This is a genomic window from Mesorhizobium sp. P2_C5_2, assembly GCF_056404535.1.
In genome coordinates this window covers 898,428-914,036 of the sequence record NZ_JBFUDV010000002.1, presented here as the reverse complement: position 1 = coordinate 914,036, position 15,609 = coordinate 898,428, and the positions used below count along the sequence as shown (strand labels likewise).

Annotated in this window: 12 protein-coding genes; all 12 read right to left on the bottom strand. The window is 64.7% G+C overall.

The features are described 5' to 3' along the window. Positions 1-4 precede the first annotated feature (4 nt). Genes AC1D1B_RS11280 through tssF form a run of 12 tightly spaced genes read right to left on the bottom strand, consistent with a single transcriptional unit; the run spans position 5 to position 15,609 of the window. The gene (locus AC1D1B_RS11280; protein WP_477332049.1) at positions 5-928 is read right to left on the bottom strand and encodes a beta propeller repeat protein; all 924 of its coding nucleotides are present in this window, start codon (positions 926-928) and stop codon (positions 5-7) included. Next, complete coding sequence (locus AC1D1B_RS11275) at positions 928-1,875, bottom strand: DUF4150 domain-containing protein (protein ID WP_477332047.1); 948 nt, start codon at positions 1,873-1,875, stop codon at positions 928-930. Before AC1D1B_RS11275 ends, AC1D1B_RS11280 begins: the two co-directional genes overlap by 1 nt. After that, a complete protein-coding gene (locus tag AC1D1B_RS11270; protein ID WP_477332045.1) occupies positions 1,875-2,897 on the bottom strand; it encodes a 3-oxoacyl-ACP synthase in 1,023 nt (340 codons plus the stop codon). Before AC1D1B_RS11270 ends, AC1D1B_RS11275 begins: the two co-directional genes overlap by 1 nt. Beyond that, on the bottom strand, positions 2,894-3,997 hold the full coding sequence (locus AC1D1B_RS11265; RefSeq protein WP_477332130.1) for a DUF2169 family type VI secretion system accessory protein: 1,104 nt from the start codon (positions 3,995-3,997) through the stop codon (positions 2,894-2,896). Before AC1D1B_RS11265 ends, AC1D1B_RS11270 begins: the two co-directional genes overlap by 4 nt. Further along, positions 3,997-4,539: a type VI secretion system-associated protein TagF gene (tagF, locus tag AC1D1B_RS11260; protein ID WP_477332043.1), complete on the bottom strand. Its 543-nt coding sequence runs from the start codon at positions 4,537-4,539 to the stop codon at positions 3,997-3,999. The genes AC1D1B_RS11265 and tagF overlap by 1 nt, the downstream gene beginning before the upstream one ends. After that, positions 4,521-8,060: a type VI secretion system membrane subunit TssM gene (gene tssM, locus AC1D1B_RS11255; protein WP_477332038.1), complete on the bottom strand. Its 3,540-nt coding sequence runs from the start codon at positions 8,058-8,060 to the stop codon at positions 4,521-4,523. Before tssM ends, tagF begins: the two co-directional genes overlap by 19 nt. 1 nt (position 8,061) lies before the next feature. Then, positions 8,062-9,393: a type IVB secretion system protein IcmH/DotU gene (icmH, locus tag AC1D1B_RS11250; RefSeq protein WP_477332036.1), complete on the bottom strand. Its 1,332-nt coding sequence runs from the start codon at positions 9,391-9,393 to the stop codon at positions 8,062-8,064. A 4-nt stretch (positions 9,394-9,397) separates the two neighbouring features. Next, on the bottom strand, positions 9,398-10,732 hold the full coding sequence (tssK, locus tag AC1D1B_RS11245; protein WP_142868833.1) for a type VI secretion system baseplate subunit TssK: 1,335 nt from the start codon (positions 10,730-10,732) through the stop codon (positions 9,398-9,400). 58 nt (positions 10,733-10,790) lie between these two features. Next, on the bottom strand, positions 10,791-11,243 hold the full coding sequence (tssJ, locus tag AC1D1B_RS11240) for a type VI secretion system lipoprotein TssJ (RefSeq protein WP_477266202.1): 453 nt from the start codon (positions 11,241-11,243) through the stop codon (positions 10,791-10,793). 3 nt (positions 11,244-11,246) lie between these two features. Beyond that, positions 11,247-12,731 carry a type VI secretion system-associated FHA domain protein TagH gene (gene tagH / locus AC1D1B_RS11235; RefSeq protein WP_477332034.1) on the bottom strand — a complete coding sequence of 495 codons (1,485 nt, stop codon included), beginning with the start codon at positions 12,729-12,731 and terminating at the stop codon, positions 11,247-11,249. After that, positions 12,728-13,771: a type VI secretion system baseplate subunit TssG gene (gene tssG, locus AC1D1B_RS11230; protein WP_477332032.1), complete on the bottom strand. Its 1,044-nt coding sequence runs from the start codon at positions 13,769-13,771 to the stop codon at positions 12,728-12,730. Before tssG ends, tagH begins: the two co-directional genes overlap by 4 nt. Further along, complete coding sequence (gene tssF, locus AC1D1B_RS11225; RefSeq protein ID WP_477332030.1) at positions 13,735-15,609, bottom strand: type VI secretion system baseplate subunit TssF; 1,875 nt, start codon at positions 15,607-15,609, stop codon at positions 13,735-13,737. Before tssF ends, tssG begins: the two co-directional genes overlap by 37 nt.

Below are 15,609 nucleotides of genomic sequence, written 5' to 3'. Positions count from 1 at the left end.
CGAGCTATCGATAGTTGTTCATATCGACGGTTCGAAGGAAGATGTTGCCGTCATACCCCATTTCGAAACCCGACCAGTCGGTGCCGTCGAACAGGAAGAATTCATGCCAACCGGCAACAACTAGAAATTCCTCGGTCGCGGTCATTGAAAAGCCCTGTTCGGTTTCCAGCAGAGGCACGAGCTCGCGCCCCTTCTGTACGGAGACGCCGTAGCTCATGTCCGACCAGTAGCGTGTGCCGCGAAACTCGCAGATATCGTAGTAGTCGACATCGTCCGCCTTCAGGGCAATCAGTTCGCTGTCACGCAGCTCGTAGGCTGCCCCGTTCGCACCGCCGAGGTATACCTCGCCCTGAGGTCCGGCCAGGACCGTATTGAAATTCTCCTCGACTCCCAGATCGATGCGGCTCCAGCGCCGCCCGTCGAGTTTGAGGAGAAGCCCTCGGTCACCGGCGCAATAGACCGGACTTCCGTCACGGCCATGTATATCGTTGAGCACTGCTTCTTCGAAGGTCTCCAACTGTCCCCATCGGCCCCGCTCCCGCAAATAACTTACGCCAAGATCTCCGACCGCAAAGACACGGTCGTGCGATGGCGCCCACAGGCGCGTCAGCGCGCCTTCCGGCAGTTCCGTGCGTGACGCCGAACCCGGTGGAAGGTCGTGGATGATCCCTCCCAACTCAAGCGCAATATGGTCCTGCGGTCCGAAACTAACGTGAGAACGGATCGCATCTTCGACCTGAAGGCGGGCATTGAAGCGAATGGTTCGGCCCAGCTCGATTTCCAGAAGGTAAGAGCGACTGAATTCGTCATCGGGGTCGCTCAGTTCAAAACTGGCGCTGAAGCGATTGCCGCCGTGATGATATCCGTCGACAGCCTGAACATCGATTTCTTCGGGGTCAAAGTCGGCGATGGTTTCGGGTTCACGCATCACTTCTTCCTTATCGGTTTGGCCAGCAACTCGGCGTGGGTTGGCTTGGGTGCCCGGGCACAATCAACGAGGTAGTCGAGGAGCACGAGCTTCAGGCATTCGAGTGCGTCCTTCTTCTCCTGCGGAGTGCTGCCCTGCAGCTTTTCGTGGTGGTCTCCCACGGCTTTCTGCACGGCCTTAATTGAATCGTCCAAGGTGGGACTGCGTTTTTTCTTCAGGAATTCGCGGACGGCCTTCGTCTTCTTGTTGTGCGGCGATCCGCGCTTCGATCCGGAGCCGGACTTGCGATATCCAGTCGCGGTCTTCTTGTAGGATTCCATACAGATGCAGGGTGCCGTGTTGACGTCGTAATTTCCCCAGCCAGAATAATTTTGGCCGCCGCGACTCCTCTGGAACATCTGGTTCTCAAAACAATGTTCGGACTCGGTTGGATGTTGGCAATCGGAATCCTTGTGCTGGTGGACGTAGATTTTGACGTTGTTCAGGATGGTCGCGCAGTCTTGCCCGTTGACGGTTATGGCTGCGGTGTGCGGCCACGTCACCGTGTTCCCGGTTGGTGAAGCGTGGTTGTTGGTGGCCAGATCCGTCATGCGTATGACTGGCTCGCCATCGAACTTCACATCGTTGGACCACGAGTTGAAGTAGCCCTTTCCGGTATTTTTGGATGTGATGACGCCCTTCTTTGCGGCGCAACCGGCCTCCGTGCCGGAGGTTCTGGACAGATCGGATTGGTTCTTGATGTTGACAGTCTTGCCGCCGATCTTGACGGTGCTGGTGCCCTGTTCGGTGTCACTGGCCATCCCGAAACTGGGGTATGGGACAGGCACCCCGGGCGGAGTCGCTGGATTTTCCGGGGGTGTGAAGCAGACGTCCGGGAAAGCGGCAATCGTCTGGGCGTTCACGGCCTTGCCGGAAATTTCAAGACCATTGGCGAACACGCCGCCCATCACGCGGCCCTCGACGCCACGATCGCCGCGCCGCAGGCGCCTGCATCGTTGGATGCCTCGATCAAGACCGGATTTCCGGCTGCGTAGCCTTTGCGTGCGGCGGTAAAGGCCATGCCGAGCATCAGCGGCACCACGGCGGCGCCGACATTGCCGAGAGATTCGCCTGGCGACCAGATGTCCTGGAATTCATGTCTGCCTCGCAGCAGGCGAAGGCTGGCCAGAGCGCTTTGCTTGAACCAGTACTGTTCTCCCACAAGGTCTGCGATCCGGTAGCCGAGACGGTTCATTTCAATCCCGGTTTCTTCGAATGCCGAGCGATAAGCGGCCGTCATGCCGTCTCCGCGCAGCGGCAAATCCTCGGCGTTGTAGATCGACGCATTTTCGCGCGTGAGTCCGAGGCCAAACAGCCGCATGCCCGTTTGCCGCCGTCGTGTGCAGATCACTGCGGCCGCAGCTTCGCCAGGTATGAACCCGTTCGGATTTTGTGGTGTCAGGATGCGGTTGCGTGAGATGTAATGCGCGACCGTCTGGCTCGTCAGGTAGCTGTCGACCCCTGCAATCATGACAAATGGCACTTCGCCAGACGCCAACAGCCGGCGAGCATGATCCAGAGCGACAATGCCCGAGGGCCGCCCATGCGCTATGATCCTGGAACTTGGATGCGGCTCGGTCTCCGCGATTTGGGCAATAGTTCGCAGCAGGGCGGAATTGTCCTCAACAACCCGGCCCGGCCGATCCTCCTCGGGAAGGCACAGAATTACTGCCGTCTGCCCACGTGCTTCCGGCACGCTCTCAAACGCTTCGCAAATAGCTCCCGCCGCTAGATGCGCCATGCGTCTGTCGCCGACCCAGTTGCGCGGCAATGCTATCGGCGCACCGATCTGCCACTCGCCGGCGGAGCCGAGAAGCCGTGTTTGCTGGAACCCGTCGAGCCTTGCGCGCATGGCCGCGCACGCCGATGGTGCGTCGAGTCCGACAGCGGTGACCATCCCAATCGAGACGATGTCGAGTCTCGCGCTCATGCGGCTTCGCTTTCCGGTGTCGGCGCGATGCGGCTGATGCGCACGTAGCGTTTGCCCTTCTTCCTCGCTGTCAGCATGGCTGGTGTCGGCGTGCCGACCCAGCACTCCGAGAAGTCGATGATGGTTCTCTGGATTCGTTGCGAGACACGCCATACAAGCGAGAAGCGGCGCTTTTCAGGATCGAGAAGAACGGTGTCGGGGTAGACGTCGGCCTCGTATGCCTTCTGCCTGCCCTTGAACAGGGTGATAGGTAGCGCCGTCGACGGCAGTCGGAAGTTCACGCGTCCCTCAGGCGTCAGGTTTACCAACACCAACTCCTCGCCGCCGCGCGGATGATCGATCTGCTGATCCTCAGGCGCCATCTGAAAATAGCGTTCGTCGAAGTCAGGCGGCAGGAACGGAAACACGTTGTCGATCCAGTTTTGATCGTAGGTGCCGCCATATTCGATCCGGCTAGGCCAGCCACGCCCCATCGGCCCGAAGCTCATCGGCTTGTAGTCGCCGAAAGGCGAGCGAATCTCTTCGCCTGGGGCTTGAGTATTTGGCAGCCGAAGGCCCGGAACAAGACGCTGGTTCTTCGCCCGCGACCAACCGGTGCCGACAGGGTTGTATTTGTAGCTGGCGGGAAGCTGGTCTTGCGGGTCGAGGCGGTCCACGCCGCCCCAAGCGACATCATATGAGATTGGTAGCTTCAAGAAGGGTTGCGGAGACGTGGCGCTGAATATTGGCCCGATGGCGCGCCACTCGCGATGACCGACGACTTCGAACAGCTTCGACCAGTTGCCGACCTTGATACCAACCGGCACACGTTCCGCCGGCTTGCCGTTTGGCGCGTAGGCACAGCCATTGGCGATGACGTCGCAGCGTGGTTTGCGAAAGGCGAAATCGGTTTCCCATTGCGTCGCCGAATAGCCTGGCACACCGGTTTGCGTGTCGGCCATGACCAGGGGAACCTGCTCGTCCGATTTCTTGACCAATCCGCCAGGCTTCGCGGGAAAGTCGAACGTAGCTTTCACCACGACGACGAGCCACTCATGGCCGGCTTTGTCCATGCCCATGGTGAACTGATGCGGATAGCCCATCTGGTTCCAGATCTGCATCAGCTGACCTCCCAGCTGCCGACGAGGATCGTCTCCAGCGTCGCTTGCGGCGATTGCGGATCGATGTCGAAAATGTCGGAGTGTGCCGTCCACATCACCATGTCGGCGATCAGCTCTTCGCCCGGCTCAGCCAGCGGCATCGGCAGTGCCGCTAAAGCTGCATCCAGTTGGTCTGGCGTCAGTTCGCCCCGTTGGGCGGCGGTGGCAGCCTCCTCGATTCCGGCAAACCATGCCTCGGCATGCGTCAGCGCGACAGGCGCTTCGGGTAGCAGCGCAACCACGCTCAAGGGGAATTGCCTGCCAACCTTGTCGGCGCTCTGCAGGATGATGCCCGCCGACGCGCCGAAGGAATTCGGGCCGGCGAGAAACCGCAACGCCGTGCTGGGGGCCCAGATGTCCTGGCCAAACAGCGGCACCAGATGCTGCGCCAGCCAGCGGTCCCACAGCCGCACGAACTCGCCCGTCAGCCGCCGCGTCACGAAATCGCCGGTGGCGGGCATTTTGCCGTAAAAGCCGGGCAGGATCAGATCTGCGGCGGACATGAGAATTTCTTGAACATCTGGAGGTTGTAGGGATTTTCGACGCTCGCCGCCTTGAGCTTGAAATCGGCGTACATGCCTTTCGTCCCCAGCCGCAGGCTGTAGACGTCGGACAGCGAGGTGCCGGTGAAGCGGCCGCCGCGCAGCATCCTCAGCCACGCCCAGCTGCCGGTCTCGTTGAGCATGATTTCGGGCGAGCCGTCGATCGGCTGGAAGGCGAGCGAGATGACGCCGGTGCCGTCCTTGCCGGGCCAGGTCATCGGCTGCGGCCGAGTCGCATTGTTGAAGTAGACCAGGCTCTGGCCGTCGAGATTGAGGGTGACGCGTGTGATATTGGGCGATAGGTCCGTCGGCTCCAGCGTGAAGGCCATCACAGGACCCTGACCGCCGGGAAAGAGATCGTCGCGAATGCGCCGCGCCTGTTCGAAGGCGGCAAGGGCGGACGGGTCGAGGCCGAAGTCGGCGCGCCATTTCCACGGCTGCGCCGAGGTGTCGACATAGCTGATCAGATGATCGTTGATGAAGCTGTCGATCATCCCTGCCGGTCCAAACAGGCGGGCGAAGTCGCGCACGTTGACGTCGACCGCGCTGTCGGGACTGAACGGATAGCGGTCGTTGAGCGCGGCTTGGCAGAAGGGCAGGATGTCGGCACGCCAGATGGCGTTGAGCTCCGAGGCCACGGCCTTCTGCGTCAGCCCGCTGGTGTCGCCGGCAATGCCGCTCAGCCAGGTGTTGACCGGGTCTGGCAGGATCTGCGCCTGACGGGCGACGGCGCCGGTCAGCTCGGCCAGCCCGCCCTGTTTCTTGATCGCATCCTGCGGGTCGGGATTGGCGGTCACCGTCTGCAGCACGTTGGACAGCGCCGTCAGCGCAACGACCGCGGCGTCTAGCGCCGGCGGCTGGCCATCAACCTCGGCAATCGTGCTCTTGAGCGGCTTGAAATGCTCGGCCACCAGCGTTCCGGTCAGGTCGACCTCGCTGGCCGAGCCGGCGCGCGGCAACAGCTTGGCGCCGGTCTTGACGATCTTGCCCAGCTTGCCGAGTTTGCCCAGCAGCTTCGAGCCGCCTTTCGCCGCCGCCTTGTCGTCGGTCGCAGGCGCGTCGTCCGAGCGGGTGAGGTCGACCTCCTGGACCACCGCCGTCAACAGCCGCTTCAGCGCGGAATCGGCGCTGGAAAGGTCCTTCAGATTCTCGCTGGCAATGTTGAGGTCGCTGAGCGGCGCCAGCCGCATGTCACGCAGGAAACTGTCCCACTGCGCGATATAGTCGTCATAGTAGAGCTTCAGGATATCTTCCGACAGCGCCGACACGGACGTCTCGGAATTTTCCGAGCAGCCGCCGGCAAACACGGCGCGGTCGAGTGCTGCCTGGGCGGCGACATCCTCCACCCGGTCAAGGATCGCATCGTGGAAACCGTCATAGGTGAACGCGCCTGATATGCCGACGCGCAGCGTCTTGTCGGAGCGTCGCGAAAATACCTTGGCGCCGTTCGGCCCGGCGAAATTGGCGGGGATCCATTCCTTCAACCCGGCCACCGCCGGGTCGGCCAGCAACTGCTTGTAAGCGCGCGCCGGCAACGAGATCGTGCAGACCGTTTTCAGCGCTTCGGCGACCAGCGCCTGGTCGGGCGTGATGTAGCTGTCATCGACCGCCATGCGGCGGATGGCGGCCAGCTGATGCTCTTCGGCATCGGCGGTCGGGAAGGGGGCGGCCGGTGCGAATTCGGGCAGGTCGTTTACCCACCAATTCTCTACGAAATCCGAATCCATCTGCGACAGGCCGGTCATCATGCGGTAGGTCTTGAGCGCGCCCAGCATGAAATCCGGATCGCGGATCTGCCGCCACATCGTTGCTTCGAGCAGCGCCACCATGCGCGGCTCCAGCACGTTGCGCAAAGCATGGTCGTAGGTGTCGGTCTGCGCCCGCATCATCTCGGCCGAAGCCGATGGCCCGAGCAGATCTTGCGCCTTGTCGGGAGGCGCAGTCCTGGCATTGGCGACCTCGTCCATGGCGTTGAGGGCAACGTCCATCGCCGGCTGCTGCACCGAGGCGGGCGTCGCGGCGGCCGAGGTCAGCGGTGCCTGCAGCGCCTCGAACTGGCCGGCCTGCGCGGCAATCGCATTGCGGTTGTCATAGTATGACCAGGTGAACAGCGAGCCGGCGAGGATGGCGGCAGCCGCGCAGGCTGCTGCTGCCCCGCGCCAGATCCATGTGCGCCGGCGCTGCGCCAACGGATCGAACGTGCCGAGCCCGGCTTCCTTGAAGATCACCTCGGTCAGAAGGTTCTTGAGGAAGAAGCTGCGCTTTTCAAAACGCTGCGCCGGCATCGAGCGCCGCGCCGGCAGGCCGAAGGAGGACGCCAGCGCTGCGGTCAGCCGGTCGATCGGCGCGCCTTCCTGGGTCGCCGACGTCAGATAGAGGCCGCGCAGCCAGGCCGCTTCCTCGTAGCGGCTTTCGCCGAACATCGCCTCGACCAGCACCTGGATCGGCTCGGACAGGCTTTGCAGCTGTGCGGGAAAGCGGAAGATCTCGGCACGCTCCGCCAGCTTGTCCTCATCCTCCAACCGCGGCACCAGCCGTTTTTCCAGCTCCCGCGACAGTGTGGTGATTTCACCCGCGATCGTCTTGGCGTCGACGCGCGCGTCGAGCGGGAAGGTCGTCCCCCACACCTGTTCGCGCGCCTGCGTCGACAGGCCGCCGAAGAAGGCCTCGAAGCCTCTGATCAGATCGGCCTTGGTCAGCATCAGGTAGACCGGCAGGCGGATTTCCAACCGCTCCTCAAGCTCGGCCAGGCGCCTGCGGATTTTGCGGCCATGCGCCTTGACGGCTTCGTCGCCCTCGGAAAGTGCATCGATCCCAAGCGCAACGATGACGCCGTTCAGCGCACGGCGCCCGCGATGCTTCTTCAGCAGGTCGAGAAAGCCTAGCCATTCGGCGGCGTCGACATCGGGCTGGCTCTCCTGCTGGACATAGCGGCCGGCGGTGTCGATCATCACCGCGTTTTCCGAGAAGAACCAGTCGCAGTTGCGTGTACCGCCGATCCCTTGCAGATCGTCGGTGAGGTCGATCGGAAAATTGAGGCCGGACTGGCGCAAGGCCGTCGTCTTGCCGGTCGCAGGCGGGCCGACGATCACATACCACGGCATTTCGCGCAGGAACTTGCGGCCGCCGAGTTTGCGCCGCTTCAGCTCGACCATGACGTCCTGGAATTTGGCGCCGACGGCGGCGACATTCTCCTCGCCCGGGCTGAGCCGCTTCTCCTCGACCGGTGCGGAAATCTCCGCGACGAACATGCGGTTGGCGCGGATCGCCCGGCGCTGCGCGACGATCAGCCAGATCAGCCAGAAGATCACCAGAAGCGCAATGATGACGATGCGCACCGTCTCCGACGCCATCGGCACATAGTCGCCGACCCGCACGATCGGACCGAACACCCAGATGATCAGCGACAGCAGCGCTAGGCCGATCAACGTCCACAGGAAACGCGAAGTCAGGACCGCCCAGAGGAAGCGCAGGATGAACATGTCACAGCCTCTTTTCGACCAGCACTTCGACGCGGCGGTTCAGGGCCCGCCCTTCGCGTGTGCCGTCGTCGGCGACCGGATCGGTGGCGGCGCGGCCTTCGGAGCGCACGCGATCCTTCGGCACGCCGTTCTGGATCAGGATGTCGGCAATCTCGGCGGCGCGCGCCTCCGACAGCCGCTGGTTGGTCGACAGCGGGTTGGTCTTCTGCAGCGGAACGCCGTCGGTGTGACCGACCACGGTGATATCGCCGATCAACTCCTGGTTTTCGAGGATCACCTTGGCGACCGAGGCAATGAGCGGATCGAACCCGTCGGACAGCTGCGCGCGCGACGACTGGAAGAGCTCGGGATTGGAGGCCTGGATGACCAGCCGCGCCAGTGACACGCTCTCGGTACCGCTCAGCGCTGTCTTGAGCTCGTCCGGCGCTGCCGCCTGGAACTCCGGCAGCAGCGCGAAATCCACCGCCACCGCCTCCGGTGGCGGTGCGTCGACCTTCGGCGAGGCGCGGCTGACGTCGGCGCGTGTCGGCGGCGGCAGTGCGCGCACCAGCGCCGAAAGCTCGACTGCCTGGCTGCTCAGCCCCATCGACAGGCCGACATGGATGGCGGTCGCGATCACCGCCGCGGCCGCCGCCATCACCCAGATCGGCACGATGAAGCGCTGCGGTTCGTCGGAGGCGATCACGCCTTTCCAGTTCGGCGACAGCGGTGCGCCTTCGGCGTCGCTGTCGCGCAGGAAACGCGCCGCCGCCACGCGCACGGCATTGAGCGAGCGATCGCCGGAGCGGCCGGGCACGCGGTATTTGCCGCGAAAGCCGAGCGCCATGCAGTGGTATTGCAGCTCCAGCATTTCGCGGTCGCGATTGGGATGGCGCTCGAGGTCTTCGAGGCGGGCGAAGAACTGCGCGCCGGCGTCGACATCGCCGCGCAGCATCACCACCAAAGGCTGGCGCGGCCATGCGCTGGCGCCGCCCCACGGTGTGTTCAGCGCCAGGTCGTCGAGAAGCGCCGCCACCAGCCAGGCGGCCTGGTCGGCGCGCTCCAGCGACGATCCCTGCGCCATGGTGGCATCTCGGCAGCGCACGAGCTCTTCGAGCAGCCTTGTGCGCAGCGCCTCCGGATTCTCCGGCGGCTGCGCGTTTTCCAGTTCGGGCGCAAATTCGAGCAGCGGCGAGAACGCGCTGACGAGCACGTTCGGATGAGCGCGCGCGGAGCGCTTCGCGGTGACGCCCGACGCCGGCAGCGGCATGGCGCGCGGCGTCGGCGCTCCGCTCAGGCGGATGCGCGTGCGCTCCCGATCCTCGGACAGTCCGAATGGATCGTCCCTGCTCATCATCTCACCTGTTGACCGAGTAGCAGTCGACCTGCGGTTCGCTGGGCAGCACGCCCGAAACGCCGATCACAAAACCGGGCGCTTCGAGCAGCGAGGCCCAGTGCTCGCTTTTCTGGTCGAGTTCGAGGCACAGCCGGTCGCCGTCATAGGGAATTTCGCGCGGCTGCGAATGCAGCGGCTTCAGCGGAATGCCAGGCAGGCGCGACTTCCACAGCCCCTCGAATTCGCTGGCCGAGCCGACCGTCGCCTGGTTGACGAAAATCTTGCGCAAGGCATCCTCCGACAGTTCGGAGCCGATCCGCACCACGATCCGGCTTGCCACCAGAAGTTTTGGGTTGTCGATGCGGATCTTCCACACATTGGTGGCATGCCGCATGACAGGCAGCGCGCGGGATTTAGGCTCGATGTAGCGCAGGCTGAGGATCAACGAGCGCAGCGCATCGGCCAGCGCCGAATAGGCGGGGCCAGGCGCCATGTGGTCGTAAACGGGCAGCTCGCCAAGCCGCCGCGCGCTCGAGCCGTAGGTTGCCATCGAGCCGGCAAGGCCGGCAAGTTCCATATAGACCTCGGCCGGATGGAAGACGTCCTGCGCCAGCATGTGCGCCAGTCGTGGCCGCGCGGCGTTGACCAGGTTCAGGATCAGAAGGTCCTCGACGCTGCGCCCCGGACCGCCCAGCACCATCTTGCCATGCGCCTCGGCGATCTGGTCGAGGCCGGTGACCACTTCCTGCAGCAGGCGGCTGTACCAGGAGGCCGCGCCGATGACCAAGGTCGGCGGCAGGAAGGTGTCGTCCAAGGCTACGCCGCCATCGGCGCGCACGCCCTTGAGCTCGCCCACCGGCAGGGCGGTGTAACCGCCGACGGCCGTGCCCGGCGCCAGCAACAGCGCCTGCGGTCGCGCGATCTCGATTTCTTCGGGGTCGGAGCCGCCATGCACGGCGTCACGCACCGACACGATCCGGCCGCGATAGCGTGCGCCGGACGGCTCGGCGTGAGCCGGGTCGAAGCCGACGCCGCCGGGCGGTTCGAGCGGCAGTGCGATCAGCACTGGCCCTGCGCCCATCTCCGGCGTCACCGCCAGCGGCCGCGGCGCATCCATCGTCTCGGGGATCGCGAACGGCGTCCCGTCGGGAAAGATGCCGCGCGCCGAAAGCACCGAGATCTGGCCGGCATCGAGCAGTGCCTGGTCGAGCGTCAACGTTCGAAAGCCGAACGTATGCAGATGCCCGGCCTGCAAGGCGCCGCGCACCGTCGCTTCGAAGAAGCGGTCCTGTTGCTGGAAATGCTGGGTGCGGAGAAACAACCCCTCCGACCACAGCACCCTGTTTGCATCGCTCATGCCGGCACTCTCTTCATCCTGCTCATCACCCTGGCGCGGCTTTGCGGAATTGCCGCCCCTAGGCGGAAATGCCGCCGCTGCCGAGCTTCACATTGACGGTGAACTTCGATCCCGGCGAAACCGACTTGGTCGTGCGCCAGTTGCGTCCGGTGGGTTCCCTGATCAGCGCGACGAAGCCGAGTGCGGCCACTTCCGGTTCGACCGTGATCGTCTTCGACGCGGTCTTGCCCGGCCCGACGGAAATCGTGTCGGAGCCGATCAGATCGCCGCCAAGTGCCGCGCCGGCACCGCCCTGCAGGGCGAAATAATCGGCCGAGTTGAAAGCGCCGGTGCTCTTCAGGCGCATGACCAGTACGGTCACCGGCCTGTCGCCGCCGCCCGGTCCCGGGTTCATGCCCGCGCCGCCGGCCAGATTGACCGTTATGACGGAAGGTTTAGGCGGGCCGCTCTGGCAAGCCGTCAGCAGTCCCGTAGCCCCGATGGCCAGAATGAATTCGCGTCTGTCGATCATGTCTCAGTCCTCCTCATATGCGTCTCGAAAATCAGCGCCGATTTCGCCCAGAAAGCGCGTCTCGGCGCTGTGAGCGATTTCACGGTGCCGTTTCTGGTACAGTTCCCAGAGCTTGGCGCCGCGCCCGCCGGTCAGCAGATTGCCGATCGCCGAACTCGACTTCAGTTCCTGTTCGATCGCCGCCGGATCGAAGCGGTCGATCATTCGCTTGAGCGCGCCCTGCACGCCGCGCCAGGCGCGAACGTGATGCTGCGCCAGATCGCGCACCGCGTCCTTGATCGCCGCTTCGGCGCCGAGGAAACCGGGGCTGCGCTCGGCAAGAATGGTGACCAGCGCATCGTCGACCGAAGGCAGGAATTTGAGCGGGTTGACCTCGGATGCGCCAACCACGGTTTGAGCGACGCGGGCGTTGCCCTTCTCTTCGGCGCGCTTGCGCAAAAGCTGCATCAGCCCTTCCATCATCAGCCGGTATTCGCGGCCGAATTTTTCCATGTCGGCCACCGGATCGCTGCCGGGAAAATCGGCCTCGTCCATACCCATGCCGCGCAGGAAAGCGGCGCGCAATTCCGCGTCCGACGGTCCGGCCGACGGCCGCGCCGCGGCCTGCCGGACAGGTGCGCGCGGTGGCGGCGGAGACGGGGCTGGGGGTGGCTGCGGTGGCGATGGCTCGGCCGCGCGGGCCGGCAGATCCCAGGGCGCCGGAGAGGAGGCAGGCGAGGAAGCATCCACTGCGCCGCCATCCGTCACGCCGGCATCGAGGCTGGTGGACTCGGCAGGGCCAAAACCAAACCCTTCATCAAAGGCCGGCGGCTTCTCAGGATTGGATCTGCTCGGCTCTCTCGACAGCGGCGCGGAGTCGAGGCCGAAGGGATCGTTGAACGATGGCTTGGCGCCATTTCTGTCAGTGGGCTCGGGCGCCGGCGTCGCCACCGGGTCGAGGCTGAACGGATCGTCGAACGCCTGCGAGCTGCGTTCGTTGGACTGCGCACGCGCGAATGCGCCGGGCACCGGCTTTTCGAACGGATCGGGCAGGTCGGCGGGCCGCGGCCGGCCCGGCTCCTCTTGCGTCGTGGACGAAAAGAAATCGTCGCCGCCGAGGCTGACCGGCGCTCGTGACACCGCCGGTCTGGCATCCGGCATCGAAGGCCTGGAGGCCGGCGCCTCGGTCTTGGCTGTTTGTAGATCGACGCACACCACATAGTCGCCCAGCCGCAGCCGCATGCCGCTTTGCAGGCGCGCCGAATTTCCCGCGCCGAGCGGGCTGGCGGCATCGTCGATGAACAACCCGCTGCTGGAGGTGTCGGTGACGAAATAGCCGCCCTGCTTGCTGGTGATCTTGCAGTGGGCGCGCGAGACGAACATGTCGGGATCGTTGATCTGCCAGTCGGCGTCGGCACTGCGGCCGATCACCAGCTCACCCTCGTCCAGCCGCGCCTGCCGCGTGACTTGCGCGCGTGGTCCCTGTTCGAGTGTCAGCAGCAGGCTCATGCCGCCACCTCTTCCCGCCAGCCGACGATGGTACGCAGCCGCATGTCGTCAGCGTCGCCCTTTTCGACCGGCCGCGCCAGCCAGGTGGTGCGGCCAAGCTGGACCGTTCCGAGCTTCGCCGGCGGCACTGCTTTCGCGGCAAGCACGATCCTGAGATCGACATCGATGGTCTCGCCGATCAGGTCGCGCACCGCCTGCTTCAACAGCTTCAGCCGCTCGCCGCCCGGCAGGAAGGCCTTGTAGTCGATATAGCTGAGTGCGCCGATGCGCAGTTCGATGCGGCTTTGCCGGCTGAAGCTGCGCGGGCCGATGGTGGCGCTGCGCCCGAGCGCGGCATAGCTGCCGGCAAGCCGCGTCTGCAGCGCCTTGGGGATGGTCATCCAGGCGGCGACGAACTCCTTCAGCACCACCGGCACCTTGAAAGCTTCGGCCAGAAACAGGGTCAGCCGCTCCGGGCCATCGACCTGGCTGGCGAGCGACGCGGCCTGGCGAAGCTTTACCGTATCGAGTTCGGCATCCTGCGTGCCCGGCAGCCCTATGCCGGCCATAGCCTCCAGCATCGAGCGGACGCGGCCGCCGACACCGCGTTCGACCTGCACCGCCGGATGCGCATCCGCCCAGGCGCGATAGTAGAGTGCGATCATCCTATGCTGCAGGATGTTGACGAAATCGACGAAGGTGGTGTCGCTCGTCTGCCGCGCCTCAGCACCCGCATACCAGCGCTGCGACAGGCGATCGAGCACCCAGCGCGTCAGATGCAGCGGCATCGGCCCTTCAGGCCCGAGCAGGCCGAGATTGTTGACCGTCACCCGTGCCGGGGACTTGTCCGTCGGCTCGCGGAAATCCACCACATCCTGCACCGCGAAGGACAGGCGCACATTCTGGCCGAGCCTTGCCGGCTCGCGGTCCGGCCGGCCGGAATGGCCGAACAGGCCGCCTTGCCGTTCGAGTCGGCGCAGCAGTTCGAAAAAGTCGAAACTCTCGGACAGGGTTGCGGCTCGCTCTAGATCAGGTAGCGATTGCCGGGCGTCATCGGCCATGGCACATCCTCCTGTTTCTGGAGCAACCGCGTGCGGGTGCGCACGAACCCGTTTATTCCGGCATGGCGGGCGAACAGCCGCGACAGCAGGCCCGACATAAGCAAAGTGCTCTGGCCCGCCAGCACCGACTGGTCGACATGCAACGTCACCTCGGTGCCGCGGCCGAAACACATCGGCCCTTCGATCGCCAGCCTTTCGATCACCGCGCGCGAGTCGATACGCACAATCGAGCGCACATTGCGGGCAAGCCCGGGATCACCGCGCTCGGCATAAAGATCGAGCAGGGCATGCAGCGGATCGACGCCGCGGCCTTCCTTGGCCAGGCTGAGGAAGTTGAGCGCCAACTGCGACACCAGCCGCCAGGCCAGGTCGTCGGCGCGCGACTCGCCGTCAGCGCCGGCCGGTAGCGCCGCGGGGATGGCCGGCTGCGGCGAACGCAGCGCGCCCAGCAGCCTGACCGATTCCACGGGGTCACCGGCTTCCAGCGTTAGCGTCGGCGTGTCGTCGAGAATGGCCAGGTCGCGGTTGGTGCAAAGCGCCATGATGTCGACGCGCTTGAGCGGCCGGTTGGCCTGACTGTGGACCGGGCGTGAGATCGCCAGGAAGACATCGTCGCCGGCATAGGAGGTGCGCGTCACGCCCTGGCGCCGTTCGTCCTCGGTTGGCCGGCGCGGCCGCCGTTCGGTCGAATACACCCAGCCGCTGCCGCGGTTTTGCCCGAGGCTGAAGAGCTCCGGTATCTCGGCATCTGGCCCTTCCGCATCGGCGTCCTCGACGCGGATGACGCGGTAGATCTCAAAGTCGCGCGCCCGCGTCCGGTCGGCGTGCAGCACCTGGCGCGTCTTGCGCTGGTCGAGCTCGATGACGTTGCACTCGCGCTCGAAGAGATTGATGATCGGCGTTGCGAAAAGATCGAAATCCGCCGGCGTCAGATCGGCGAGCTCGGGCACCGGACGCCGGAACAAAAAGACGATTTCGAGCCCGGCCTGGCATTTGCGCACGACCGGAAGCAAGCCAGTGACGCGCGCATAATGGAAGCGCTCGGGCATCATGAAATATTCCCGCAGCAGGCGATAGCCTTCGAAGGTCGGCCGCGTGCGCGGCATCAGCGCCTCGGCATCTGCGATGCCCACCATCTCCGGCGCCGGTAGCGGCGACAATGGATTGGTCTTGCCTTCCGGTCGCGCGCCGACACCAGAGCAGACGCCGAAGATGGCGTCGAAAATCAGCGGCGCCTTGGTGCGGTTGGCGAAATAGAAGTCGAGCCGGTCGAGCGCCAGTTCGTCGAGCTTGCCCTTTCCGGTCCGTGCCAGCGTGATGCGCAGGGCTGCTTCGCCGCCCTTGCCGTCGATCGGGCCGATGCCGGCGGCGGCCAATGCGCTGCGGTCCTGGAAATAGCCGACCGAACTGATCGCTATCGGAAACAGCGTCATGTCCTGCGCTGTGGTGAAGGTGCAGCGTGTCGACAGGCCGGCCTGCAGGCTGGAAACCAGCCGCGTGCCGCGCTTGACGACATGGCCGGCAAGCATCGTCTGCACCTGCTGGCCGGGCTTCAGCACCACCATGGCTGTCGCCGGCGCCGGCGTGACGAGATCTGGATAGAGCACGTCGAGGATGCTGCGCGAGAACCGCGAACGCTCGGCATCCACCTTCAGTCGCGTGCGCGCGGCGAGGAAGGCGACGCCATCGAGCAGCCGCTCGACATAGGGGTCCGGACACGGCACCGTATCCAGCGACAAATTGCGGGCGACGGCCGGGTGCATATCGGCGAACTCCGCCGCCAGCCCGCGTATGTGGGACAGTTCTTCCTCGTAATATTCTACGAAGACCCGGTCCAT